This is a genomic window from Rhizobium sp. Root1203 (assembly GCF_001424945.1).
In the GTDB taxonomy this organism is placed as follows: Bacteria; Pseudomonadota; Alphaproteobacteria; order Rhizobiales; family Rhizobiaceae; genus Rhizobium.
Genome location: NZ_LMCW01000012.1, coordinates 724,877 through 747,491, shown reverse-complemented (window position 1 = coordinate 747,491; position 22,615 = coordinate 724,877). Strand labels below are relative to the sequence as shown.

The 22,615-nt window shown below is 58.8% G+C and carries 25 protein-coding genes and 2 tRNA genes; 10 read left to right on the top strand and 17 right to left on the bottom strand.

Annotation, left to right across the window (positions count from 1 at the left end; genetic code table 11):
- Positions 1-43: 43 nt before the first annotated feature.
- Positions 44-925, bottom strand: a complete 882-nt coding sequence (locus tag ASC97_RS14325) for a DMT family transporter (protein ID WP_057468973.1) — start codon at positions 923-925, stop codon at positions 44-46.
- Positions 926-1,010: 85 nt separating this feature from the next.
- Positions 1,011-1,472: an Lrp/AsnC family transcriptional regulator gene (locus ASC97_RS14320; RefSeq protein WP_057469369.1), complete on the bottom strand. Its 462-nt coding sequence runs from the start codon at positions 1,470-1,472 to the stop codon at positions 1,011-1,013.
- A 154-nt stretch (positions 1,473-1,626) separates the two neighbouring features.
- Between ASC97_RS14320 and ald the strand changes: the two genes are divergently transcribed.
- Positions 1,627-2,745: an alanine dehydrogenase gene (gene ald, locus ASC97_RS14315; RefSeq protein WP_057468972.1), complete on the top strand. Its 1,119-nt coding sequence runs from the start codon at positions 1,627-1,629 to the stop codon at positions 2,743-2,745.
- Between the two features lie 56 nt (positions 2,746-2,801).
- Here ald and ASC97_RS14310 read toward each other — a convergent pair whose 3' ends face one another.
- The 5 genes from ASC97_RS14310 to ASC97_RS14290 all read right to left on the bottom strand — a co-directional run bounded on the left by ASC97_RS14310 (position 2,802) and on the right by ASC97_RS14290 (position 6,584).
- Positions 2,802-3,275 (bottom strand): DUF1203 domain-containing protein, encoded by a 474-nt coding sequence (locus tag ASC97_RS14310; RefSeq protein WP_057468971.1) that lies wholly within the window; start codon positions 3,273-3,275, stop codon positions 2,802-2,804.
- Positions 3,276-3,345: 70 nt separating this feature from the next.
- Complete coding sequence (locus ASC97_RS14305) at positions 3,346-3,906, bottom strand: GNAT family N-acetyltransferase (protein WP_057468970.1); 561 nt, start codon at positions 3,904-3,906, stop codon at positions 3,346-3,348.
- Between the two features lie 5 nt (positions 3,907-3,911).
- On the bottom strand, positions 3,912-4,781 hold the full coding sequence (sseA, locus tag ASC97_RS14300) for a 3-mercaptopyruvate sulfurtransferase (protein ID WP_057468969.1): 870 nt from the start codon (positions 4,779-4,781) through the stop codon (positions 3,912-3,914).
- Between the two features lie 18 nt (positions 4,782-4,799).
- A complete protein-coding gene (locus tag ASC97_RS14295) occupies positions 4,800-5,537 on the bottom strand; it encodes an alanyl-tRNA editing protein (protein WP_057468968.1) in 738 nt (245 codons plus the stop codon).
- Between the two features lie 6 nt (positions 5,538-5,543).
- Positions 5,544-6,584: a cysteine synthase A gene (locus ASC97_RS14290; protein ID WP_057468967.1), complete on the bottom strand. Its 1,041-nt coding sequence runs from the start codon at positions 6,582-6,584 to the stop codon at positions 5,544-5,546.
- Positions 6,585-6,815: 231 nt separating this feature from the next.
- On the opposite strand from ASC97_RS14290, the gene ASC97_RS14285 reads away from it, so the two are divergent.
- Together ASC97_RS14285 and ASC97_RS14280 are read left to right on the top strand one after the other, a co-directional pair.
- A complete protein-coding gene (locus ASC97_RS14285) occupies positions 6,816-7,457 on the top strand; it encodes a ChrR family anti-sigma-E factor (RefSeq protein ID WP_057469368.1) in 642 nt (213 codons plus the stop codon).
- 98 nt (positions 7,458-7,555) lie between these two features.
- Positions 7,556-8,389, top strand: a complete 834-nt coding sequence (locus tag ASC97_RS14280) for an SDR family NAD(P)-dependent oxidoreductase (RefSeq protein ID WP_057468966.1) — start codon at positions 7,556-7,558, stop codon at positions 8,387-8,389.
- Between the two features lie 108 nt (positions 8,390-8,497).
- Here the strand turns inward: ASC97_RS14280 and ASC97_RS14275 are convergent, their stop codons facing one another.
- The 4 genes from ASC97_RS14275 to ASC97_RS14260 all read right to left on the bottom strand — a co-directional run bounded on the left by ASC97_RS14275 (position 8,498) and on the right by ASC97_RS14260 (position 13,562).
- Positions 8,498-9,754, bottom strand: a complete 1,257-nt coding sequence (locus ASC97_RS14275; protein ID WP_057468965.1) for an SAM-dependent methyltransferase — start codon at positions 9,752-9,754, stop codon at positions 8,498-8,500.
- A gap of 180 nt (positions 9,755-9,934) precedes the next feature.
- Positions 9,935-10,777, bottom strand: a complete 843-nt coding sequence (locus tag ASC97_RS14270; RefSeq protein ID WP_057468964.1) for a DUF1365 domain-containing protein — start codon at positions 10,775-10,777, stop codon at positions 9,935-9,937.
- Complete coding sequence (locus ASC97_RS14265; RefSeq protein ID WP_057468963.1) at positions 10,774-12,111, bottom strand: NAD(P)/FAD-dependent oxidoreductase; 1,338 nt, start codon at positions 12,109-12,111, stop codon at positions 10,774-10,776. The genes ASC97_RS14270 and ASC97_RS14265 overlap by 4 nt, the downstream gene beginning before the upstream one ends.
- Complete coding sequence (locus tag ASC97_RS14260) at positions 12,108-13,562, bottom strand: cryptochrome/photolyase family protein (RefSeq protein WP_057468962.1); 1,455 nt, start codon at positions 13,560-13,562, stop codon at positions 12,108-12,110. Before ASC97_RS14260 ends, ASC97_RS14265 begins: the two co-directional genes overlap by 4 nt.
- A gap of 268 nt (positions 13,563-13,830) precedes the next feature.
- Between ASC97_RS14260 and ASC97_RS14255 the strand changes: the two genes are divergently transcribed.
- The 3 genes from ASC97_RS14255 (at position 13,831) to ASC97_RS14245 (ending at position 16,049) form a co-directional block, all read left to right on the top strand.
- Complete coding sequence (locus ASC97_RS14255; protein ID WP_057468961.1) at positions 13,831-14,031, top strand: hypothetical protein; 201 nt, start codon at positions 13,831-13,833, stop codon at positions 14,029-14,031.
- Between the two features lie 13 nt (positions 14,032-14,044).
- Positions 14,045-14,602, top strand: a complete 558-nt coding sequence (locus ASC97_RS14250; RefSeq protein ID WP_057468960.1) for an RBBP9/YdeN family alpha/beta hydrolase — start codon at positions 14,045-14,047, stop codon at positions 14,600-14,602.
- 223 nt (positions 14,603-14,825) lie between these two features.
- Complete coding sequence (locus ASC97_RS14245) at positions 14,826-16,049, top strand: MFS transporter (protein ID WP_057468959.1); 1,224 nt, start codon at positions 14,826-14,828, stop codon at positions 16,047-16,049.
- 41 nt (positions 16,050-16,090) lie between these two features.
- On the opposite strand, the gene ASC97_RS14240 is transcribed toward ASC97_RS14245, so the two are convergent.
- Together ASC97_RS14240 and ASC97_RS14235 are read right to left on the bottom strand one after the other, a co-directional pair.
- Positions 16,091-16,831 carry a hypothetical protein gene (locus ASC97_RS14240; protein ID WP_057468958.1) on the bottom strand — a complete coding sequence of 247 codons (741 nt, stop codon included), beginning with the start codon at positions 16,829-16,831 and terminating at the stop codon, positions 16,091-16,093.
- A 235-nt stretch (positions 16,832-17,066) separates the two neighbouring features.
- A tRNA-Asn gene (locus tag ASC97_RS14235) sits at positions 17,067-17,141 on the bottom strand.
- Between the two features lie 117 nt (positions 17,142-17,258).
- Here ASC97_RS14235 and ASC97_RS14230 point away from each other — a divergent pair.
- The gene (locus tag ASC97_RS14230; protein WP_057469367.1) at positions 17,259-17,555 is read left to right on the top strand and encodes a hypothetical protein; all 297 of its coding nucleotides are present in this window, start codon (positions 17,259-17,261) and stop codon (positions 17,553-17,555) included.
- Here the strand turns inward: ASC97_RS14230 and ASC97_RS14225 are convergent, their stop codons facing one another.
- Positions 17,556-18,560 (bottom strand): inorganic phosphate transporter, encoded by a 1,005-nt coding sequence (locus tag ASC97_RS14225; protein WP_057468957.1) that lies wholly within the window; start codon positions 18,558-18,560, stop codon positions 17,556-17,558.
- Positions 18,560-19,201 (bottom strand): DUF47 family protein, encoded by a 642-nt coding sequence (locus ASC97_RS14220; protein WP_057468956.1) that lies wholly within the window; start codon positions 19,199-19,201, stop codon positions 18,560-18,562. Before ASC97_RS14220 ends, ASC97_RS14225 begins: the two co-directional genes overlap by 1 nt.
- Before the next feature lie 218 nt (positions 19,202-19,419).
- Here ASC97_RS14220 and ASC97_RS14215 point away from each other — a divergent pair, with 218 nt between their 5' ends.
- The 3 genes from ASC97_RS14215 to ASC97_RS14205 all read left to right on the top strand — a co-directional run bounded on the left by ASC97_RS14215 (position 19,420) and on the right by ASC97_RS14205 (position 21,101).
- The gene (locus ASC97_RS14215) at positions 19,420-19,878 is read left to right on the top strand and encodes a BA14K family protein (protein WP_057468955.1); all 459 of its coding nucleotides are present in this window, start codon (positions 19,420-19,422) and stop codon (positions 19,876-19,878) included.
- A 468-nt stretch (positions 19,879-20,346) separates the two neighbouring features.
- The gene (locus ASC97_RS14210) at positions 20,347-20,844 is read left to right on the top strand and encodes a methyltransferase family protein (protein ID WP_162246688.1); all 498 of its coding nucleotides are present in this window, start codon (positions 20,347-20,349) and stop codon (positions 20,842-20,844) included.
- A 183-nt stretch (positions 20,845-21,027) separates the two neighbouring features.
- Positions 21,028-21,101 (top strand) — tRNA-Cys (locus ASC97_RS14205).
- Between the two features lie 117 nt (positions 21,102-21,218).
- Here the strand turns inward: ASC97_RS14205 and ASC97_RS14200 are convergent.
- On the bottom strand, positions 21,219-22,355 hold the full coding sequence (locus ASC97_RS14200; RefSeq protein WP_057468953.1) for a tyrosine-type recombinase/integrase: 1,137 nt from the start codon (positions 22,353-22,355) through the stop codon (positions 21,219-21,221).
- Positions 22,352-22,615: a hypothetical protein gene (locus ASC97_RS14195; protein ID WP_057468952.1), complete on the bottom strand. Its 264-nt coding sequence runs from the start codon at positions 22,613-22,615 to the stop codon at positions 22,352-22,354. Before ASC97_RS14195 ends, ASC97_RS14200 begins: the two co-directional genes overlap by 4 nt.

The window sequence follows — 22,615 nt, the reverse complement described above, 5'->3', positions numbered from 1 at the left end:
AGAATCCTTTCACGATTGTCCTTAATGTTGAGAAAAAGTCACTTTAACTCGAGGCTGATTTTCGTCGACCCACGACATGCTCGCGCCATATCGTGAAGATGCCGGATCCGACAACGATCAGCGAACCGATGATCGTATTGAGGCTCAGCGTCTCGCCGTAGATTGTCGTGCCGATGATGGAGGCATAGACCAACTGCAGATATGTCAGAGGCTGAACGGCGGCTGCATCGAGCATGTCGTAGGCGCGGATGAGAAAGTAGTGGCTGGAGATGCTGGTCATGCACACAAGTGCCATCCATCCCCAGTCCGGTGTGGTCATCCAGGTCCAATAGAAGGGGCCGACGAGCGTCATGGCGACGCCGCCGACGACGCCCGTATAGAAAAAGCTCGTCATGGCCGAATCGTCCCGGCTCACGAGCCGTGTCGCAATGACGTAGAAGGCGAAGAGAAAGCAGGACAGGATCGCAAGCAGCAGCTTGAGATCGAAGAATCCACCTTCCGGCTTGAGGATCATCAAAACCCCAATGAGGCCTGCGCAGATTGCGGTCCAGCGGCGCCACCCGACCCGCTCGCCCAGAATAGGCATCGAAAGCAGCGCAATCAGAATTGGCGTGGCGGAGAAGATCGCCTGCGAATGCGCGAGGCCGATGACGGCGAAGCAACTGATGACCGCCACGACCTGAGCCGCGAGCAGGAGGCCGCGAACGATCTGCAGCACGGGTCGTTTGGTGCGTGCCGTCGCAGATAGTCCGCCTCGCATTTTCGATGCCAGCAGGACTGTAAAGAGCGCAAAGGCCCAATAGCGGATCATGGTGACGAAAACCGGCGGGTAGGCGCTGCCGAGGTGCTTCGAGATGGCGTCCTGTAAGGAAAAGATGGTGATCGCCAGGAGGACGAAAATATAGCCTTGGGTCTTCGATTTCATTGCGTCGTCTTATCTCGGCGGTTCTGCCAACGCCATGGAAACTTGAGCCGGAATGCGCCGATATTGCATCGATTTCGATGCACTGTCAGAGCCCGACGTTCGGCCTGTCTATGACTTCGCGCAACGCGAAGCTCGAATTGATCTTCACCACATGCGGAAGCGCCGAGAGCCAGTCGCGGTGGATACGCTCGTAGTCTTCGAGATCGCGCGCCGCGACGCGCAGGATGTAATCATACTCGCCCGACATGAGATAGCAGACCAGCACGTTCGGACAGCGCTTCACCGCCGTCTCGAATTCGGACAGCGTCTTGGCGAACTGGCCCGACAGCGAGATATGCACGATCGCGATCATCTTGTAGTCGAGAGCCTTATGCGAAACGTGCGCATGGTAGCCGCGGATGATGTCAGTTCGTTCCAGGATATCGAGCCGCCGCGAGCAGGCCGATGCCGAGAGGCCAACCTTCGCCGCAAGGTCTGCGTTGGTGATGCGCGCGGTCGTCTGAAGAGTCTTCAGAATCGCAAGATCGATAGCGTCGAGTTGTGACATTCGAAGAACCTTCGAGTTTTTGATGATTTCTGCAATAATCTTCGAAAAACTCCGTCCATGCAATTGCTCTTTGCAAGGACATTTCACAGCCATGGTGATTGGATTTCCCTCGCAAAACAGTCCGCTGGACGGACCCAAAAAGAGAGGAACGCCAATGCGTGTCGGTTGCCCGAAGGAAATCAAGAACCATGAATATCGTGTCGGTCTGACACCCGCGTCGGTTCGTGAGTATGTCGCACACGGCCACGAGGTCTGGATCGAAACAAAAGCCGGCGCCGGGATCGGCGCTGACGATGCCGCCTATATCGGCGCTGGCGCGAAAATCGCGGCCTCGGCCAAGGATATCTTCGAGAAATGCGACATGATCGTCAAGGTCAAGGAACCGCAGCCCACCGAATGGGCACAGCTTCGCGAAGGCCAGATTCTCTACACCTATCTCCACCTCGCGCCCGATCCCGAGCAGACGAAGGGCCTGCTGGCTTCAGGCGTGACGGCGGTCGCCTATGAGACAGTAACCGATGAGCGCGGCGGCCTGCCGCTGCTTGCGCCGATGTCGGAGGTCGCCGGTCGCCTGTCGATTCAGGCTGGCGCAACAGCACTCCAGAAGGCGAACGGCGGCCTTGGCATCCTACTCGGCGGCGTGCCTGGTGTCCTGCCGGCGAAGGTTGCGATCATTGGCGGCGGTGTCGTCGGCCTGCATGCCGCGAAAATAGCCTCCGGCCTTGGTGCTGATGTCAGTATTCTCGACAAGTCCCTGCCGCGCCTGCGCCAGCTGGATGACATCTTCGGTGGCCGCATCCACACGTGCTACTCCAGCATCCAGGCCCTGGAAGACGAAGTGTTCTCGGCCGATCTTGTTATTGGTGCCGTGTTGATACCCGGTGCTGCCGCCCCCAAACTGGTCAGCCGCGAGATGCTTTCAGCCATGAAGAAGGGCTCAGTCATCGTCGACGTCGCCATCGATCAGGGTGGCTGCTTCGAGACCTCGCATGCAACCACGCACTCTGATCCGACCTATGTGGTCGACGGCGTCGTTCATTACTGTGTGGCCAACATGCCGGGCGCGGTTCCGGTCACCTCCGCGCATGCGCTGAACAACGCAACACTGGTGTATGGACTTGCGCTCGCCGATCGCGGTCTGCGCGCAATCGCAGAGGATAAGCACCTGCGAAACGGCCTGAACATCCACAAGGGCCGCGTGACAAACAAGCCTGTCGCCGAGGCGCTTGGCTATGAGCCATACGCTCCGGAAAGCCTGCTGAACGTAGCGTAAGTCACATCACGTAGCGTAAGTAGAAGCCGGCTGATTTTTGCGGCCGGCTTCCTTGGTCAACACTTGTCTATCCGGCACTGATAGCAGTTGTTGCGGGCCGAGCGGACGTGCACGTACGAGATCTCCGGCCGATCGAGGAGCGTTGCCGCATAGGTAGGAATGTCCCCGATTGGCGTTACCGCACCACTGCCGTAGACGATCCTGTTGTTTTCCGAATAACCGCGGACAATGAAGTCGCGGCTTGTTGCCAACACAGGCGGCATGATTTCTTCGGCCACGTACCGCTCGCATCGCTGCTTGTGCAGGAAGACCGGGCCGGTCTCCGCATAGGGCTGCAACCCCGGGAACGGCCGGTACGCAAAGACCAGAACCTCGTCGCCGGCGTCGATATTTTCCAGGCAGTGACGGCACGGGTATCCCGGTCCTTCGGAAATCATCGTTTCCGGCAGGTTGTCGTAGGCGTCGCGACCACCATTCCAGAGATGCTCGGCATCGGTCGTCGGCATTGCGGAAAAGCGAATATCGGACATGGCAAGTCTCCTTTGAACTTTGCCACTAAATGCCGCTTGCTGGGGGTGGAGGCCACCCGATCCTTGCCGGCTAGCTTTTTTTCGCAGCTTCCAGCAATTCCTTGTCGCTGAGCGGTCGAACGATCGCCGTGCCGGTGGAGACGGGCGAGAAGCCGAACATCTGGTAGAGCTGCAGAGCACGCGGGTGGTCGAGGGTATTCGTCGTCGTGGTGACCCGGATGGGATTCTGCGTCCAGATTGCGTAGAGGGCCTGCAGCAGGAACCACTTGCCGATGCCGAGGCCGAGACCGCTCTCCATCAGGCCAAAATGGCTGAGTTCGATCGTTTCCTCGTCTTCGGCGAAATACTCGTAGAAGCCCGCCGGTGCGCCGTTGACATAGAGCACGCTGATGGTGTTGCGCTTGTCATGCAAGGTGGCCGCAAGTTCCTCATCGCTCATCCGCATGCGATCGACCCATTGCCAGCGCGCCCCGACCTGGCGGTAAAGATAGCGGTAGTAAGGCAGCGGGATGCCGGGAGCGCGCATGATGGCCGTCTGGATGTTGACGGGCACCGGCAGGCTTGCCTTCGGCGGTACCGTCATTTCGAGACGCGTGAGATGAGCCTTGAGCGTAGCGGGTGTCTTTGCCATGGCGATCAGGCTTTGACCGCTTCCGGCGGACCGGTGACGACGGGCGTTTCGGCGCGGCTCCCCCATTCGCTCCAGGACCCGTCATAGAGTCTGTTGTCGGTATGACCGAGCGATTCGAGCGCCAGCGTAATGATAGCGGCGGTTATGCCGGAGCCGCAGGAGGTGACAACCGGCTTCGCCAGGTCGATGCCGGCGTCTTCGATCGTCTGCTTCAGTTCGGGCAGCGACTTGAAGCGGCCTTGCTTGGCGAACACGCCGGACGGCAGATTGCGTGCACCGGGCATGTGGCCCGAACGCATGCCAGCGCGGGGCTCCGGCTCCGTCGCAGCGAAGCGCCCGGCGCTGCGGGCATCGGCGATCTGCAGAGCACCATTCGACACGATATTCTTCATCGCTTCGAGATTGACAACGCGACCGGCGTCGTAGGCTGCCGTGAAAGGCTTTGGTTCGTACTGTGACACGGCTGTTTCAAGCGGCCGGCCTTCGGCCTTCCAGCCGTCGAGCCCGCCGTCGAGCACGAAGACGTTCTTGGCGCCCATGACGCGAAACAACCACCAGACCCTCGGCGATGCAAACATGCCGATGCCGTCATAGACGACGATACGGTCGGTTTCGCCAATGCCGAGGTTGCCGACCTCTGCCGCGAAATATTCGGGCGTGGGTATCGTGTGCGGCAATGGCACCGAGTGATCGGCGATCTTGTCCTGATCGAAACGGATGGCGCCGGGGATGTGGCCGACCGCATACTCTGCATCGGCATCGCGCTTCTGGACCGGAAGGTAGAAAGAGGCATCGAGGATGCGCAGATCAGGCTTTCCCAGTTCCGCCTGCAGCCAGTCGGCAGACACCACAAAACGGCTCTTCTCTTCGCTCATTCCACTCTCCCTCAATTCTCAGGCTTCGTCGCCGGCGTCGCCGAAGCGTATGCGAAAGCGCCGGTTTTCCTTGCCCTTCTTCTCGATCTTGGCAATGTGAATCCGGCCGACTTCCTGTGTTTCGGAGACATGTGTGCCGCCGCAGGGCTGGCTGTCAATCGCAGAGTTCTCGCCGATGCAGACGAGACTGACGCGTCCGAGCCCGATCGGCGGGCGCACGTTCTTGGACTTCACGATGCCGGGGTTGGCCGCAAGTTCCTCGTCCGTGATCCACTGCAGATAGACCGGATAGTTCTGGTTGACGAGTTCCATCAGCTTCGCCGTGACCTCGTCCTTTTCGATGGTATCCGTCATGTCGAAGTCGACGCGGCTCTCCTCTTCGCCCACGGCGGCACCCGTGATCGGGTAGGAGCAGACGACGGAAAGCAGGTGGCAGGCCGTATGCATGCGCATGAGCTTGTAGCGGCGGCTCCAGTCGACATGCAGCACCAGCGCCTCACCGACGGCGGGATGTGTCTCGCCTTCGAGCGGCACGTGGATAATAACATCCTTGCTCGCGCCGTGCTTGGTTTGCCCAAGCGCAATCTTGCTGCCGTCTGCCCGCTCCAGAAACCCGGTGTCGCCCGGTTGCCCGCCTGACGTGGCATAAAAGCAGGTTTGATCCAGTTCGATGCCCCCATCTTCGTGAACGGCGGTGACGACCGCCTCGCATGTCGAAAGATAGAAGTCGTCACGATAGAGAGCATTGACGGGCATTGGGTCTCACGCTGCTGGTTCGTAGGGTATTTTTATATCCGTCGACGACGTCAGCCACTCCGGAACGGGCAGGCCTTTCGATGTCAGGAAATCGGGATTGAAAAGCTTGGACTGGTAGCGATTGCCGTAGTCGCAGAGAATCGTCACCACCGTATGGCCGGGGCCGAGATCCCTGGCAAGGCGAACGGCACCGGCGATATTGATCGCGGTGGATCCCCCGAGGCAGAGCCCCTCGTGCTCTACAAGATCGAAGACGTAGGGCAGAGCCTCTGCGTCTGAGATATTATAGGCGAACTCGGGCTTGAAACCTTCGAGGTTGGCCGTGATCCGGCCCTGTCCGATACCTTCGGTGATCGAAGAGCCGGCGGATTTCAGCTCACCTGTCTTGTAGAATTCGTATAGTGCCGCACCATCCGGATCGGCGATGCCGATCTTGATATCCTTGTTGAATGACTTGAGACCGGCTGCGACACCGGCAAGTGTTCCACCTGATCCAACCGAGCAGACAAAGCCGTCGACCTTCCCGTTGGTATCGTTCCAGATCTCTTTCGCCGTCGTTTCGATGTGCGCCTGGCGGTTGGCGATGTTGTCGAACTGGTTTGCCCAGATAGCGCCGTTCGGCTCGGACTTCGCAAGCTGTTCGGCAAGGCGGCCGGAAACCTTCACGTAGTTGTTCGGGTTCTTGTAGGGAACGGCCGGCACTTCCACGAGTTCGGCGCCGAGCAGTTTCAGCGCGTCTTTCTTTTCCTGGCTTTGGGTTTCGGGAATGACGATGACCGTGCGATAGCCAAGCGCCTTTGCGACCAGCGTCAGGCCGATTCCGGTGTTGCCGGCGGTGCCCTCGACGATCACGCCGCCCGGTCGCAGCAATCCCTGCTTTTCCGCATCGCGGATGATGTAGAGCGCTGCGCGATCCTTGACCGACTGCCCCGGGTTCAGGAATTCCGCCTTGCCGAGAATGGTGCAACCGGTCGCATCCGACGCGCCCTTGAGTTTGATCAGGGGTGTGTTGCCGATTGCTTCGAGGACGGAGGGATGGAAGGTCATGGAATCTGCCTCTTTGGAACTCTTAGTTTAGGAACGGTCTTTTCCCTTCACAAGGCTGGGTTGGCAAGAAATGCTATTCCATGCCTCTGCCCACCGCGATAAAATTACACTTCATGCTTTCGATTGTGCGTGAAGGCCGCGATCTGGCGGCCTGTCGATGATCCGACGATTGACTTTCCCCGTATGGACGATGACAAAGCGATCACTGAAAGCGGAAACGACCAAACCGTCATGGTTCACCAGCATATCGACACGGTCGATGCATTGATGGCGCACTATGTCGCCGGCTCTCTTCCTGAGCCGGCGCGCGTGCTCGTGCAATCGCATCTCGAGATGAAACCTGACCACCGCGGACTCGTCAAAGACCTGGAGCTTCTCGCAGGCGAGGCGTTGGAGCAGACGACTGCCGCCCCTATCAGCAACCGGGACGCGCGGCTTTCCGCCATTTTTTCGTCGGCACCGCCAGTGGAAAGGCTCCCGGCGGCCGAAAAACCCCAGAGCTTCTTTCCGCAATCGCTTCGCGATCTTGTCGGATTCGATGTCGATACGGTTCCATGGAAGACCAAACTGCCCGGCTTCAAGGAGTATTCGATCGACATCGACGGCTGCGAAGTAAGTCTTATGTGGATCAAACCCGGCCGGGCGTTGCCTGCCCATACGCACAAGGGCACCGAGTTGACCCTTATTCTCGATGGCGCGTTCAATGACGCCAGGGGCCGCTTCGGCCCCGGCGATATTTCGGTCGCTGACCAAACGGTGGATCATCGGCCGGTTGCGGAGAAAGATCGCCCCTGCATTGCGTTCTCCGTCCTGGATGCGCCGATAAAGCTGACCGGATCGTTCCGACAATTGATTGGCGATCTGATCGGCTGAAAGCAGCCACAATAGTGTGATATCGGCATAATCCCGGGAGGTGGCGAGGAACTTCCGGCCCCGTTTTGTCGTTCATCATGCAACCGGAGGAATGCGCCATGCAAGATTTTGTCGCCCGTCCCGAACACGGAATCGTGTGGATATCAGGTGCAAGTTCAGGCATGGGTCGAGCGTTGGCGCTGAAGCTTGCGGGCGAGGGATACAAGGTTGCGGTAACCGCCCGAGACCATCTCAAACTTGCTGAACTGCAGGCCGAGGCAAGCGGCCTTTCCGGCAGCATCATCGTGCTCGACGGCGACGTAACGGACGCCGAGGACATGGAGCACGTGCTTGCATCCATCGAATACGAGCACGGCGCACTGGCGCTCGCGATCTTCAACGCAGGTATTTATCTTCCTGTTCATGCCGAGGAACTGAAGCTTGGCGACTTCGAACAGAGCTTCGCGGTCAACCTGCAGGGCGTGGTCAACTGCCTCGTGCCCGCCGTCAGGCACATGAAGGCCAAGGGGCAGGGTCAAATCGCCATCGTCTCGTCCGTCACGGGATATGGCGGGCTTCCGACCAGCGCAGCCTACGGCGCCACCAAAGCCGCTCTGATCAACATGGCGGAAAGCCTGAAGTTCGACCTCGATAAGATGGGCATCCGAATTCAGCTGATCAATCCTGGGTTCGTGGATACCCCGGCCACCAGGCAGAACGACTTTCCGATGCCGTCGCTCGTGTCGGTGGAGGAGGCCGCTGCTCACATTTCCGCTGGGCTGAAGTCGCAGACCTTCGAAATCACTTTCCCCAAGCGCTTCACCTACGTGATGAAGCTTCTCAACTTGATGCCCTACGGCCTTTACTTCTGGTTCCTCAACCGCGCGACGGGCTGGCGCGAGCGACCGCTTTCCCAGCATCACCGACCGGTGACTCCGCATCCTGCCGAGTGACGGCCTCGCTCAAGAGTGCCAGTACCAGGACCGGCAGGGGCTGAGGTCATAGACGAGGCGGATGGCGGCCGGGACAGGAGGTCGGCTGCCTGACGCCATCCACGCTCGTCAGCTCCGCGAAAAGACGACCTGGCGGACGTCTATGTTTCGGGCGCGGAAGCCTGCTTCGCAATAAAACAGATAGAACTCCCAGAGCCGCTTGAAGCGCTCGTCGAAGCCCATCGGTCGCACGCGTTCCCATACGGACCAGAAACGCTCCCGCCATTCGGCAAGAGTGCGGGCGTAGTCTAGCCCGAATCCAAAGTCCCTGACCAGTGACAAGTTCACCTTCTGGCCAAGCTCCGCAAGATGGTCGCGGGTCGGCAACATGCCGCCCGGAAAAACGTACTTCTGGATGAAGTCCGGATTGCTCCGATATTGCTCGAAAGCTTCTGGGCGGATGGTGATGATCTGAAGGCCTGCCTTGCCGCCTGGCTTGAGACATTGTCGCAATTTGGAAAAGTACGCCGGCCAGTACTTTTCCCCGACGGCCTCGAACATTTCGATTGACACGATCTGGTCGTAGAGACCCGTTTCATCACGATAGTCCTGAAAGCGGAGCTCGACGCGGTCGCTAAGTCCGGCTTTGCGGATGCGCTCTTCGGCGAACGCAAGTTGTTCCCGGCTGATTGTCAGCCCGGTAATCCGGCAGTTCAGTTCGCGGGCCGCAAACTCGGCAAAGCCACCCCAGCCGCACCCGATTTCGAGGACATGATCTCCGGCCTTTATGCCGGTCGCCTCGGCGAGCGCGCGATATTTTGCGTTCTGGGCCGATTGCAGATCGTTTGCGCCAGTCGAGTAGAGCGCCGACGAGTAGGTCATGGTCGGGTCGAGCCATTGCCTGTAGAAGTCGTTGCCCAGATCGTAGTGCGCCGAGATGTTGCGCTTCGACCTCGTTTTGGTGTTCGTATTCATCCAGTGCCGCAAACGCTCGATGATGCGCGTAATGCCGCCCTTGCCGTTGGCATACTCCAGGACGGCTTCGTCATTGATCAGGAACAGTTCTAGGAAGGCGGCTATGTCCGGGCTGTCCCAATCGCCGTCCATGTAGGTCTCCGCAACGCCGATCGTGCCGCTGGCGAGTGCCCGGAAGGTGATGTTCCAGTTTTTCAGATGAATCGCGGCATCCGGCCCGGGCAGGGCGCCGCTCGCCACCACAACGCGGCCGTCCGGAAAGGCGATCCTCAAGGAACCGTGTTGCATATGCAGCAGGCCCCGCAGGGCCACCTTTGCTCGCAAAGGTAAACCCTTGGAAATCCTGCCTATATTGTCATGCGAGAGTTGCACGGCATCCCCCGATACTCCCGGATCCTTCGCACCTGTCATGGTTCTTTCCTCCCGCGACTTTTGGCCGGTTAAGGACGACGATGCGCTGAAACACTCCGCCCCCCGGCGATTGGCTCAAACGCTAACCCATAAGATCGAAAATCAAAACCGATTTCAAAAGGCATTTGACGCAACGTGAAAGAGGCGACGCATCCGAGGCACCGATCAGGCATCTCAGGATCATTCTGCCGCTTCCGTCGTGTCATGGGGTCGAGCAATGCCGACAGGGGCTGGAACGGGTGGACGCGGCATGTACTTTGCGCCCTTCAGCCACAGTTTCAACGCCTCCCAATGAATGCCTCCCACGATCTTGACGGTGAGGAACGGCATGCCGACGCCGAGCTTCGCCAGGGCGGGCGTCGTCAGGAATCGCTGCTGTCCCGAGAAGGTGGCGGCGAGCAACGGGCCGTTCCGGTCGGTTTCGAGGATGCGCCAGCGAATGCCCTTTCCCGGCGGCAGCATTCGAAAGTGATACCGCATGTTCATTCCGATGAACGGCGAAACGTGGAACAGCTTCTCGCAGGTCTGTCGCACGCCGGCCTCTGACATCTCTTCGCAGCCCACGGGACAAACGTAGGTATGGCGCTCGCCGAACGTGTTTCTCACCTCGTAGATCAGGGCGATCACCTGATCGCGCTCCCCGTAGGCGTAGTAGACGGACAGAGGATTGAACACGTAGCCGAGAATACGCGGATAGCAGACGAGCAGGATCCGCCGGGCATGCAATCCAGCCTGCGCCAAAAGGTTGTCCGCATGGGCCCGTATGCCTTGCTCGCCCGCGTGATCCCGCTCGTAGAAAGACACCACATTCCGGCGGTTGACGGAAAACAACGCCGACAGCTCGTTTGCCTCGTCCAGTCGGTCGAGGTCGATCGACAGCGAGAAAACACGGTACCGAAAACGATGGCCGAAGGGTTTCATGCGCTGATGCATCACGTTGCCGACGTAAAGTGCCGCCGCCGCATCGGGCGGCGGGCCGTTGCCACCCATGCTGACTCCATGAACTTCGTTTCGCTGTGTCATGCGGCGGCGTCCAGTTGCTGCTTCGGCATTTGCCGGTTTGGTGTTGCCCAGGGTAGGACCGCCCCCAGTGCTGTTGCCGCCTCCAAGCCTGAAACAAGGCCGTCCTCGTGGAAGCCATAGCCCGTCCATGCTCCGGCAAAGTAGCAGTTGTTTCGACCTTGGATGTCGGCCAGCAACCGCTGGGCGGCAACGCTCTCGGCGGAAAACTGCGGGTGATCGTAGGCGAACTCGGCAAACACCTTGTCTTCGTCCGGCTCTCGATCCGGGTTGAGCGTAACGAACAGCGGGTGGCGGTTGTCGATACCTTGAAGCCTGTTCATCCAGTAGGTCACCGCGACCCCGGCCCCGCTGTCTCCATGGCTTGACCTCCGGTAATTCCAGGACGCCCAGACCTTTTGGCGTTGCGGCATCAATCTCGGGTCGCGGTGAAGAACGACCCTGTTGGTCTGGTAGGGGACCGCGGCGAGAATCCCCTTTTCCTGGTCGGTCGCGTCGATCAGCATGCGGCGCGTCTGATCGCTGTGGGCGGCGAAGACGACGGTATCGAAGCTATTCTCCTCGCCGCTTTCATCGATGACTGTGACGCCCGTCTGGCTGCGCAGGACGCCACGCACGCCGAGACCCAGCCTGACCCGTTCCCCAAGTGGGGCCAGGAGCTTGCTCAGATAATTGCGGCTGCCTCCGGTGACGGTGCGCCACTGATGCTGCCTGGAATAGATCAGGCGGTGATTATCGAAGAAGTTCACGAAGTGCTCCGCGGGAAACTGCAGCATTTTGGTCGCGGGGGTCGACCAGATGGCGGCAGCCATCGGCACCAGATAGTTGTTGGTGAAGCCCGGCGAAAAGCCGCGCCAGTCGAGATAATCGCCGATCGAGCGGGATGCGAGGAGACCGGCGGCGCGGTCCTGCAGGCAGGTACGGTTGAACCGCAGGATTTCCCGGATCATGAGTAGGAAGGACGGGCTGAGAAGATTGCGCTTCTGTGCAAAGATCGAAGACAGACCGCCGCCACTCCATTCCAGCTTGCCGTGATCCAACGACAGCGAAAAGTTCATGTCGCTGGAATGCGTTGCAATTCCAAGTTCCGCAAAGAGTGCCGTCAGCTTTGGATAGCTTGGCTCGTTGTAGACGATGAAGCCGGTATCGACGGGAATTTGGACGCCGTCATAGTCAACGTCGACGGTTGCCGTATGGCCACCGGGACGCGCCGCTTTTTCGTAGAGCGTCACGTCGTGCAGAGGATTTAGCGCCCAGGCGGCTGATGCGCCCGAGATGCCTGAGCCGATAATGGCAATTTTCAGACGCTGCAGCGGGGGGTGAAAATGCGCGTTCATGCTGCATCCTTTACAGCCTTGTAGGCCTTCAACGCCCGATCTCGGGCGGCTGCGTGCTGAACGATCGGTTTTGGATAGGTATCACCCAGCCTAACGCCTGCCTTTTCGAGCACGCTGGCGGGCGCTTGGAAGGGTTTGTGTACGTATTTGCTGTCGAGAGCGCCGAGCTCCGGCACGAATTCGCGCACGTAAGAGCCATCCGGGTCGAACTTCTCCCCCTGCAGGATAGGGTTGAATATACGGTAGAACGGTGCCGCGTCCGCGCCGGACCCTGCGACCCACTGCCAGCTTGCGGCGTTGTTTGCGGGGTCGGCATCGATCAGCGTGTCGCGGAACCAGGATTCACCGCGCCGCCAGTCGATCATCAGATCCTTGATGAGGAACGACGCGACGATCATCCGCACCCTGTTGTGCATGAACCCGTGCCGCCAGAGCTGGCGCATGCCGGCATCCACGATCGGATAGCCTGTCATGCCACGGGTCCAGGCTTGATAATGCATCGCGTCATTGAGCCAGGCGAACCCGTCGAACCGGCTGTTCCAGTTGGCGTAAGGCAGCTTCGGGAAATGGTAGAGCAGGTGGTAGGAAAACTCGCGCCAGGCGAGTTCCTTGCGGAAATGGACGACGTCTTCGGACGGAATGGGGAGGCCGCGCGTTTCTTCCCAAATGCGGGCAGGGGATATTGCCCCCAGTGCCAGATAGGGAGACAGCATCGAGGTTGCCTGCTTCGCGGGAAAATCACGATTGTCCTTGTAGCCATCGAGCGCGTCGTCGACGAAGTCCTCCAGACGCTGGCGTGCTGCCTTTTCGCCGGGGGACCAGATTTCGTTGAAGCGCGTCGCCCAATCCGGTTCGGACGGCACAAGTCCCCATGAGGCGAGGTGCTCCGCAGAGCGCACGTCAGGCGCAAACCTCATCGTTGCTGGCGCATCCACAGGACGAGGCGGCTCGCCGGACCTCTCGAGCGCGCGCCAGAAAGGCGTATAGACCCTGTAGGGCGTGCCACCGGCTGTCAGTAGCCGCGACGGCTCATGTAACAGTTGTCCGCCAAAGCTCTTTACCTCGACGTTTCGCATCTCCAGCTTGCGCTTGATGCGAACATCGATGGCCATACCCGGCGGGTCGTAGCGCCGGTTCCAAAAAATTAGGTCTGTGCCTGTCGTCTCGATCATAGCGAGCAGCACGTCGAGCGCGTCTCCGCTCGCAAGGTGCAGCGATCCGCCAAGACCGTTGATGGAATCGTCCAGGGATTTGAGGGAATGATGGAGCCACCAGTCTTGCGCCCGCCCGAGTGCGCCAGTTCCAGCCGAGGCAGGTTCGCGGATGAAGAGCGGTATGATCGGACGGCCGCTCCTGCAGGCGGCGTGCAGCGCATGATTGTCGTCGACGCGCAGATCCTTTCGAAACCACAGGACGACCGGCTTTTCCACTGGATCCGGCAATGAAATCATTCCCCAATTTGCTGGTTTGCATCTGCTACGAAACTACGGGGAACATGGATCAAAAGTTTCGCGGGCGGGAAAACATTGAGATCACGATCGATCCAACGTGGTTCAATCGGATCGAGGCGTGGTCTTCGGCTCGCTGACGCATCTCTTCGATGCGGAATTTTCGCGCGCGGGGCGAAGCTTGGTGCGCTGTTTCTTTAATCTACTAAAATTATAGGCAATACTTTCCTGGGATCGTCGCCCCGGTACTGCGGCCGAACAGGAGCAGAGCATGAGCATTATTCGGCATTTCGATCGCCTTTGTACCCTTCGGGATCAACTGGAAGCCAAGCTCGAACTTCATGAAGCACGCTACTGCCTCGGCAGCGAAGATCTGGAAGACGGTACGGGATGGGATTTGCGTGTACGCATCACCGAGGTGACGGAAGAGATCTCGGCTCTCGAACATCGTCCGCGCTATTTTGATTTGTAAGGTCGAAACTCCAATGACGGCGACACTCATCGTGCCGGGGCTGAATGGGTCGGACAAGGGGCACTGGCAGCGGTTCTGGCTTGACGACGATCCGCGGAGCATTCTGGTGCAACAGGACGACTGGCAGGCGCCGCTGGTCGACAGATGGATGGAACGGCTTGAGGATGTTCTTCTGGAACAGGGCGAAGCCTACATCGTCGCCCACAGTCTTGGTTGTCTGCTGACTGCGAAACTTGCCGACAGACCATCGGCCCGGCGGATCAAAGCTGCCCTCCTTGTGGCGCCGTGCGATTTACGGCCGACCGAGAAGATGCACCCGGGCGCGATCCGCTTCGGACCGATGCCGACCCAACGGCTTCCTTTTCCGACCATCACCGTCGGGAGCCTGAACGATCACTACATGGACCTCGACCGCCTGACGCTTTATGCGCGGCTGTGGAAGACGGACCTGCGAAATATCGGTCTCGCAGGCCATATCAATATTTCCAGCGGCTTTGGCAGGTGGGCGGGAGGGTACGCCCTGTTCGACAACTTGAAAGACAAGGCAAAGGCGCCTCGCCGTTATGCATGACGTAGCCCCCTGCGCACGCCGGTTCGACTGGCGAGATCCGTCGAGCTTCCTGTCACCTTCAAAACGAATTGCCGATCGAGGCAACCGATCACTCTTTGGTGTATTGGCCCGATGAGGCCGAACAGGCCGCCGTTGAGGTTGACAACGCATCCGTTGAGGTCGAAACGGCAGGCATAAAAAAACCTAGAGGCGCGCTCCCGATCTCGCGCCGGACAGTCGCTCAATGGATACAAGTCAAGTCCCGCAGGGTAGCGTCCTTCGCCATCCCGGCTATCTGAATTTCGCGGCCTCTCGCGTTTTCTCTTCCCTCTCATTCCAGTGCGTCGCCATCGCGATGGGTTGGATGATCTACGATCAGACGCATAGCGCCTTCGCCTTGGCGCTTGTCGGTCTGTGCCAGTTTTTACCGATGGTCGCATTGACGTTTGTCGTCGGCCACGTCGCCGACCGGTTCGACCGGCGGCGGATCGGGCTTGTCTGCCAGGTGATCGAGGCGGCTGTATCGGCTCTGCTGGCCGTTGCCACTTGGCAGAACTGGCTGACGCCGCCGGGGATACTGGTCGCCGTCACCGTCATGGGGGCCACCGTCGCGTTCGAGCGTCCGACGATGGCGGCTCTCCTTCCGAGCATCATGCCGACGTCCATGTTGCAGCGTGCCGTCGCGACCTCGACGTCGCTAATGCAGACGGCCTTGATCGTCGGGCCTTCGCTCGGAGGACTGCTCTACGGTCTCGACCCTGTCGCGCCGTTTGCGGTGGCTGCCGTGCTCTTTTCGGTTGCAAGCATCAACGTCATCTCTATCCGAATGGAATGGAGACCCTCAAAGCGCGAACCGGTGACCCTGACGTCGGTGTTTGCAGGGGTATCCTTCATCAAGAGCCGGCCGGTCATGCTCGGAACGATTTCGCTTGATCTCTTCGCCGTCCTGCTCGGCGGCGCAACAGCGCTGCTGCCGATGTTTGCACGCGACATCCTTCACGCCGGTCCGTGGGGGCTGGGCCTCCTGCGTGCTGCCCCTGCCATCGGGGCCCTTGCGATGTCGGTTGTCCTGGCACGGAGACCGCTAACCAGCAAGGTCGGCTTCAAGATGCTGTGTGCTGTCGCTGTGTTCGGCCTTGCGACCATCGTGTTCGCGCTGTCGACCAATGTCACGCTGTCGATCGTCGCCCTCCTGGTTGTCGGCGCTTCAGACACGGTCAGCGTCGTCGTGCGCAGTTCCCTTGTGCAACTGCTGACGCCGGACGCGATGCGGGGACGCGTCAATGCGGTGAATTCGCTTTTCATCGGTACGTCCAATCAACTCGGAGAATTCGAATCCGGCATGCTGGCAGGCATGATGGGACCTGTCGCGGCCGGCGTCATCGGCGGCGTCGGCACGATCGTCGTCGTTCTGCTATGGGCAGGACTGTTCCCGGATCTTCGCAAGGTAAAAACGCTGCAGGGCTGAGCAGTAACCGCCAATAGGTGTGAAGTGCTGGCTTCCTGTCATCACCTGTGACCTCGCAAGCGCTCCCTCAAGGAACTATCGAAGTGAGGGTCGGCGAAGTGAAAGAGTGCCGTCGCGCGGACCGCCTCCGGATCGCATGCTTCATTGGTGTGTACACTTCGATAGCCCCAGAAAAAATAGGCATTGCCGGGCACCAGCTCAATCCTGGTGAGCGGTGACTTTCCGGACTGCACCAGTGTCCGGAGCAGGAACTGCGTGATCCTGTTGTCGAGCAGAACCTTGTCGATCAAGTTTGTCGCGTAGTAGGTTCTCACCTTTCGCCTGTTTGGAAAGAGCAGGAAATCTCCTCGCTTGCCGACGGTCGGAATCGTGACGGGGATCAGGGCAGTGATGAGATAAGAGTCGTAGTGAAAGATAAGGGAGTGCCTGGCCGCCCCTTTTCCAGTCAGGCAGCGCAGGATCTGATAGAACGTCACCTGCGGGGCGGGACCGCTTGAAGCGAGCGTATAGAGCCGCGAGAAAATGCTTTGAAACTTCTCGGATGCCGCCAGTTCGTCGATTCCGGTGCCGGGTACCGCGTCGCTGCCGTTAAACACGACATACTCATGTTCCGATCGAGTAACCGCATTGGACACAAACGCCTGCATCCGATGCAAATCTCGTTCCTGTATATAGTGAGGAATGCAGCTAAAACCCTGGGTCTCGATCTCGTGGAATATCTGTCGGATCGCGTCGTCCGACAGTATGGGTAACCGCGCATCAATCGTGTCGACGTCAACCATGCTCGCTCCCGCTGCAAAAACAGAACGTGCTGAATATCTAATATAAATGCGACTATTCTCCAGCGCGTCAATGATATTTCGATGACGATCGATGCTTCGCCAATGGGACAAAAATTGAACTGGAGTCGCACGTGAGCAAACGCGGTGCGCCGAGCGCAATCTCAAAGGTGTCCTGAAGTCGCTGTATTGCTCAAATGAAAAGAGGGTCGCGCTAGCTGCGCAACCCTCTCGAATTTGGCTCCCCGGGCCGGATTCGAACCGGCGACCTGTCGATTAACAGTCGAATGCTCTACCGCTGAGCTACCAGGGATCACCGCTCGCCGCGGTGTGAGTGGGCTAATACAAATGCTTGCTCGATTTGCCAAGCGGTTTTTTCAAAAAAATGACATCCGCTTGCATTCAGCCTGTTTATCCCCATCTCCTGTGGATGACTGAAGCGCATGATACCACCGGAAAACCAGGCGCCAAGCGTTTTGGTATTGATCATTCGACTGGCCACATCGTTATGGGGTCGACACGCATCCCGCTGCCGCGATCGCGCGCGGCCCGCGTGTCGATTGGCAGCCTGCTTGTGTTTGGCGGCTTTTTGGGTTTTTTGCCGATTCTCGGATTCTGGATGGTGCCGCTCGGCATTTTGGTTCTGTCGCACGACCTTCACATCGCACGCCGCATGAGGCGACGATTTTCAGTGTGGTGGCAGAGGAGGCGGAAGTCCGCCTCCTGATCAGCCGAAGAAGCCTGCGACCCAATAGACCGCTGCCGCAATCAGGGCTGCTGCCGGAAGCGTAACGACCCAGGCGACCACAATATTGCCTGCGAGGCCCCAGCGCACCGCCGATACCCGCCGTGCGGCGCCGACGCCGATGATCGCGCCGGTGATGGTATGAGTGGTTGAGACCGGAATGCCCAGCCACGTCGCGCCGAAGAGTGTCAGCGCGCCTCCCGTTTCCGCGCAAAAACCCTGCATCGGATTGAGCCGGGTGATCTTCGATCCCATCGTATGAACGATCCGCCAGCCTCCGAACAGCGTGCCAAGCGCCATAGCCGACTGACATGACAGAACGACCCACAGTGGGACGTGGAAACTGCCGCCGAGATAGCCCTGCGAATAAAGCAGAATGGCAATTATCCCCATGGTCTTTTGCGCGTCGTTGCCCCCGTGACCCAGCGAATAGAGCGATGCGGACACGAACTGCAGGATGCGGAACGTGCGGTCCACCGCGAACGGCGTTTGCCGAACGAAGATCCAGGAAACGATCAGCACGAGGAAAAGCGCCAGCAGGAAGCCGATCATCGGCGACATGACGATAGCGCCGGCCGTTTTCAGGAGGCCGCTCCAGACGATCGAGCTGAACCCGACCTTCGCGAGCCCTGCGCCGACAAGACCGCCCACAAGAGCGTGCGACGAACTGGATGGAATGCCGAAGACCCAGGTGACGATGTTCCAGACGATTGCCCCCATCAGCGCTGCGAAAATGACAAGCGGCGATACGATGGCGGGATCGATTATGCCGGTGCCGAGCGTTTCGGCCACGTGCAGCCCGAAGAACAGGAAGGCGATGAAATTGAAGAATGCCGCCCAGGCAACGGCATATTGCGGGCGAAGGACGCGCGTCGAAACAATCGTCGCGATCGAGTTCGCTGCATCGTGAAGGCCGTTCAGGAAATCGAAGAACAGCGCGATCGCGATCAGCCCGGCGAGCAACGGGAAGGCGAGGGTGGCGTCCATCAGACGTTCTCGATCACGATGCCGCTGATCTCGTTGGCGACGTCCTCGAACCGATCGACGACCTTCTCCAGTTCACCGAAGATTTCGCTGCCGATGATGTAGGCCATCGCATTCGACATGCCATGACGAATGAAAAGCTCCTTCAGGCCGCGGTCATGCAACTCGTCGGATCGTCCCTCGACGCGCGTGACCTCTTCGGCAATCGCTATGAGCCTGGGGGCGTTGGTGTTGATTCGGTCGAGCAGCGGGATAGCTTCCGCAACCAAGTGCGCTGCCTGAACGATGGCCGCGCCCATTTCCTGCATCAGCGGATCAAACTCCCTCTGTTCGAACAGACGGATCGTCTTGACTGTCTTGTGCATCATATCGATCGCGTCATCCATCGACTGGATCAGATCCTTGATGTCGACCCGGTCGAATGGGGTGATGAAGCTGCGCCGGACGGCCAACAGCACCTCGCGGGTGATATCGTCCGCCTCGTTCTCAAGCGTTACGATGCGCTCGCAATGCCGCTCCGCATCCTTGCCTGAAAGCAGCTCGTTCAGCGCTTCGGCGGCGCCGACGATGGTCTTTGAATGCTGCGCGAAGAGGTCGAAGAACCTGTCTTCCCTTGGCAGAAGTTTGCGAAACCAGCTGAGCATTCCATCCATCCGTTCGATAATTTTTAGTTGCCCGTCATAAAATAGCGGGACGTGCAATAAAAGTGTCACAAATGGAGTCGTCCGATTCTTTTTCGGTTTGTCGGCCGCGGTGGCCTCGACGCCACAACGACGGAGGCGGATGGAACATGCGCCTCAGCGCCGCGTTAGATTTAGGTGTCTATGCGTGACAGAATGCGTTTGCTTGGAAAGGTAAGACAATGAAAAGACTGGCAACCATCGTTTTGGCATTCGCAACTGCTCTGACGAGCTTCTCGCCGTCCCTTGCCGAGAACTCGAACGATCCGCATTCCGCCCAGAGCCGCGGAAGCTTCGGTGACTCAGGTGTGGATAACCACCGGTCCAGAGGATGCGATGTCTATCGCTGCGGCGGTGGTCGCTATCGCTACGGTGACAACGGATACCGCAACAATCGCTATTATCGCGATCGCTACAACGATCGCGGCTACGATCGCCATGACGACAACGGCGCCGCCGCTATAATCGGTGGCCTGGCGGCTGGCGCAATTATCGGGGGCATCATCGCCTCGCAGCCGCGCGCCCGATCCTACGGCAACTCCCATGTCGATTGGTGCTACAGTCGCTATCGGTCCTACCGCTCCTCCGACAACACATTCCAGCCGAACTATGGCCCGCGCCGCCAGTGCATTTCTCCGTGATGAAAACGCGCACCGAGAGGGCGGAGGACATTGGAATTCCGAAATCGAGCACCGTGCTGTGGGGAATAAGACCGGCAGCACTGCTGTCCGATCGATCCATCGAAATGCGATAGTTTTGTCAACAACTCCGTTGCGCTCTATTCACGCCAAAACTTCCTCCAACGCCTCAAATACCCGGCAATGCGTTCGATATGGAGCGCGTTCTGACGTTGGATTCATCGCAAGCAACGATGGGCTTTGTGAAATCGCGATCCTTGTAGTTTACTAGGAGGTAGTCGAAGGAAATCAACTCGACGGTAGAACGCAACCCGTGCGACTGCGGGCGCGCGTTGGAGGGGCATTCTCATGGAGGTTCTGAATACCAAAAAACCATTCTCTCAGAAGAGGCGCATCGGCGGCCTTTGGCTCGCAACGACAGCCTTTTTTGCACTCATATTCCTTGCTCGTCCGCTGTATGTAGGAACAGCATTGCACGAACTGTTTGAGAACATTGGCGTCATTCTCGTCATCGCCGGTGTTTTGGGCCGTCTCTGGTCAACTTTGTATATCGGCCAACGCAAGAACCGGCACCTGATCGTCACCGGTCCCTATTCGATAACCAGGAATCCGCTCTACGTGTCGTCGATGCTGGCGATCCTCGGCGTCAGCTTGATGATCGGTTCCGCGTTGATAACAGCCATTTTCGTGCCAATTTTCTTTTTTCTGTTCGCCTATGCCGCGCGGCGCGAAAGCGAGTATCTGAGATCGAAATTCGGCTCTGTCTATGACGACTATGCGGCACGAACTCCATTCTTTGTGCCGAATCCGCTGCTGATGAAGCTCGGCGCAGAAGTCACCTTCCGCACGTCGTCTTTGACCACTGCGTTCCGCGACGCCCTTTTCTTGATAGCACTGATCCCATTGTCCGAGCTTCTGGAGTTCCTGCACGAAGGGAGATACCTCTACGCGGTCTTCTATATTCCATGAGGCATGGCGACTACTCGGCGATCCCTTTTGGTCGGTTTCGGGAGCAAGAGCTTAAGCCTGTGGAAGAACGTTCGCGCAACGCTTAGTCAGAATAAAAAACGACCATATTCAGAATGAACCCTCTTGCGATTTCTCTAGGATGGTTCTAAACGACCGCCACGGTTCGTTTTTTCGACCGCGTGAGGCCTCGTGGCGGAGTGGTGACGCAGAGGACTGCAAATCCTTGCACCCCGGTTCAATTCCGGGCGAGGCCTCCAACCTTCTTTTCCCACGATTTAGGTATCTGGTTTTGCTGCACATTATCTCAGGTGTGGCAGTTTGGACTTGAACCGTTCCGCCACACCAAAAGCTAGGTGTGGCAATGCGTTCCCGTTTCAGCCTTCGGTTCCGTCCTTCAGCGGCAGCAGCTTTGAACCGATTCCATCCCAGTTGATCTTCTCAACCGTCTGTCTAGCGAGGCGCGCTTTCTCCGCGTTTCGCGTGTAAATTTTCGATGTTTTCGAATCCTTCCAGCCAAACATCGCCTCGAGCATGCTGTCGGTCGCCTCGTTGTGGGCGACATCCGTTGCAAGTCCCTTGCGCACCGAATGCGAGGTGAGGTGGGGCATACCGGCTTGCCTCCACCAATCGGAGATCCTGTTGCCCAGGCCCTTCACGCTGAACGGCTTTCCGAACTCAGTTACGAGATAGGTCATTGCCGTAACCGTGTGCGTGGCCAGAACGGCCTCTAGGATGGGGTGGATGGTAATGTCGATATCGACGGGCGTCCGGTTCCTGTTCTTGAACAGGCGGAGCTTGAAGGCGTCCTTGCGGCGGTGTTGCGGGCCTAGGACCGCGAGATCGGACACGCGGAAGCCGGTGTACATCTGGATAGCGACGTAGAGCACCGCCTTGGATCCGGTGCCATGATGTTCGATGAACTTCGCAATGTCGTCGGGAGTGGCCGTCTCGTGCCCGTCGGAATGCTCGTTAAAGGGATCGACCAGTCGAGCGATGTTCGCCGTGATCGGTTTGCCGTCCTTCTTGGTGTCGAATACCTGGCGCAGAACCTTTAGCCGCTCGTCGGCAGCAAACGGGGCTTCCCTTTTCCGATCGCGAAGGACCTCAAGGTGCGACACGGTTAATTTGGGCAGCGGGATATCCGAAAACGTCCTGTCGTCCTTTTCGCTCAATGGCTCCGCCCACATGCTCTCCATGATGTTGCGGCGGCGCGTCTGCGTCGACTGGTCGAGGGTGATGAACGCATTGCTGCGCATATACTCCATACAGAGCCACCTAAAGCTGTTTGGCTTCACGACGACAGATATTGCCTTCGCTTCGCCAACGCGCTCCACGGCCGGCTTTGCGGCCTTACGGGCCTTCCAATAGGCTGAGGCGAACTCTTCGCTGTTGATATCGTCCGGCAGCCGGCAGATGCGGGCGCCATCGATGCGCAGATAGTAGCGCGTCGAGCCATGGCGGCTCTTGTTCTTCTCCACGTAAGGCAGATCGATATTGGCCACGTCTGTCATGCAGACGCCCGCCAGTCATCACCGTCGTCAGCGTCTTCCCTCTGCTTCGGAATGCCGTCCTCAGGCCACTCAGACATAGCGGTGGCGACCTCTGCGACAAGCCACACCTTTCGGGTATGCCATTTCCGCGGCTTCGGAAGAAAACCCTCCTCGACCATGAGATCGACCGTGTTCACGCTCACGCCGATGGCTAGAGCGACCTCGGACCTGTTCAGTCCAAGGCGGGGCACATTGCGGGTGAGATCAACGGTGGTGCCCAT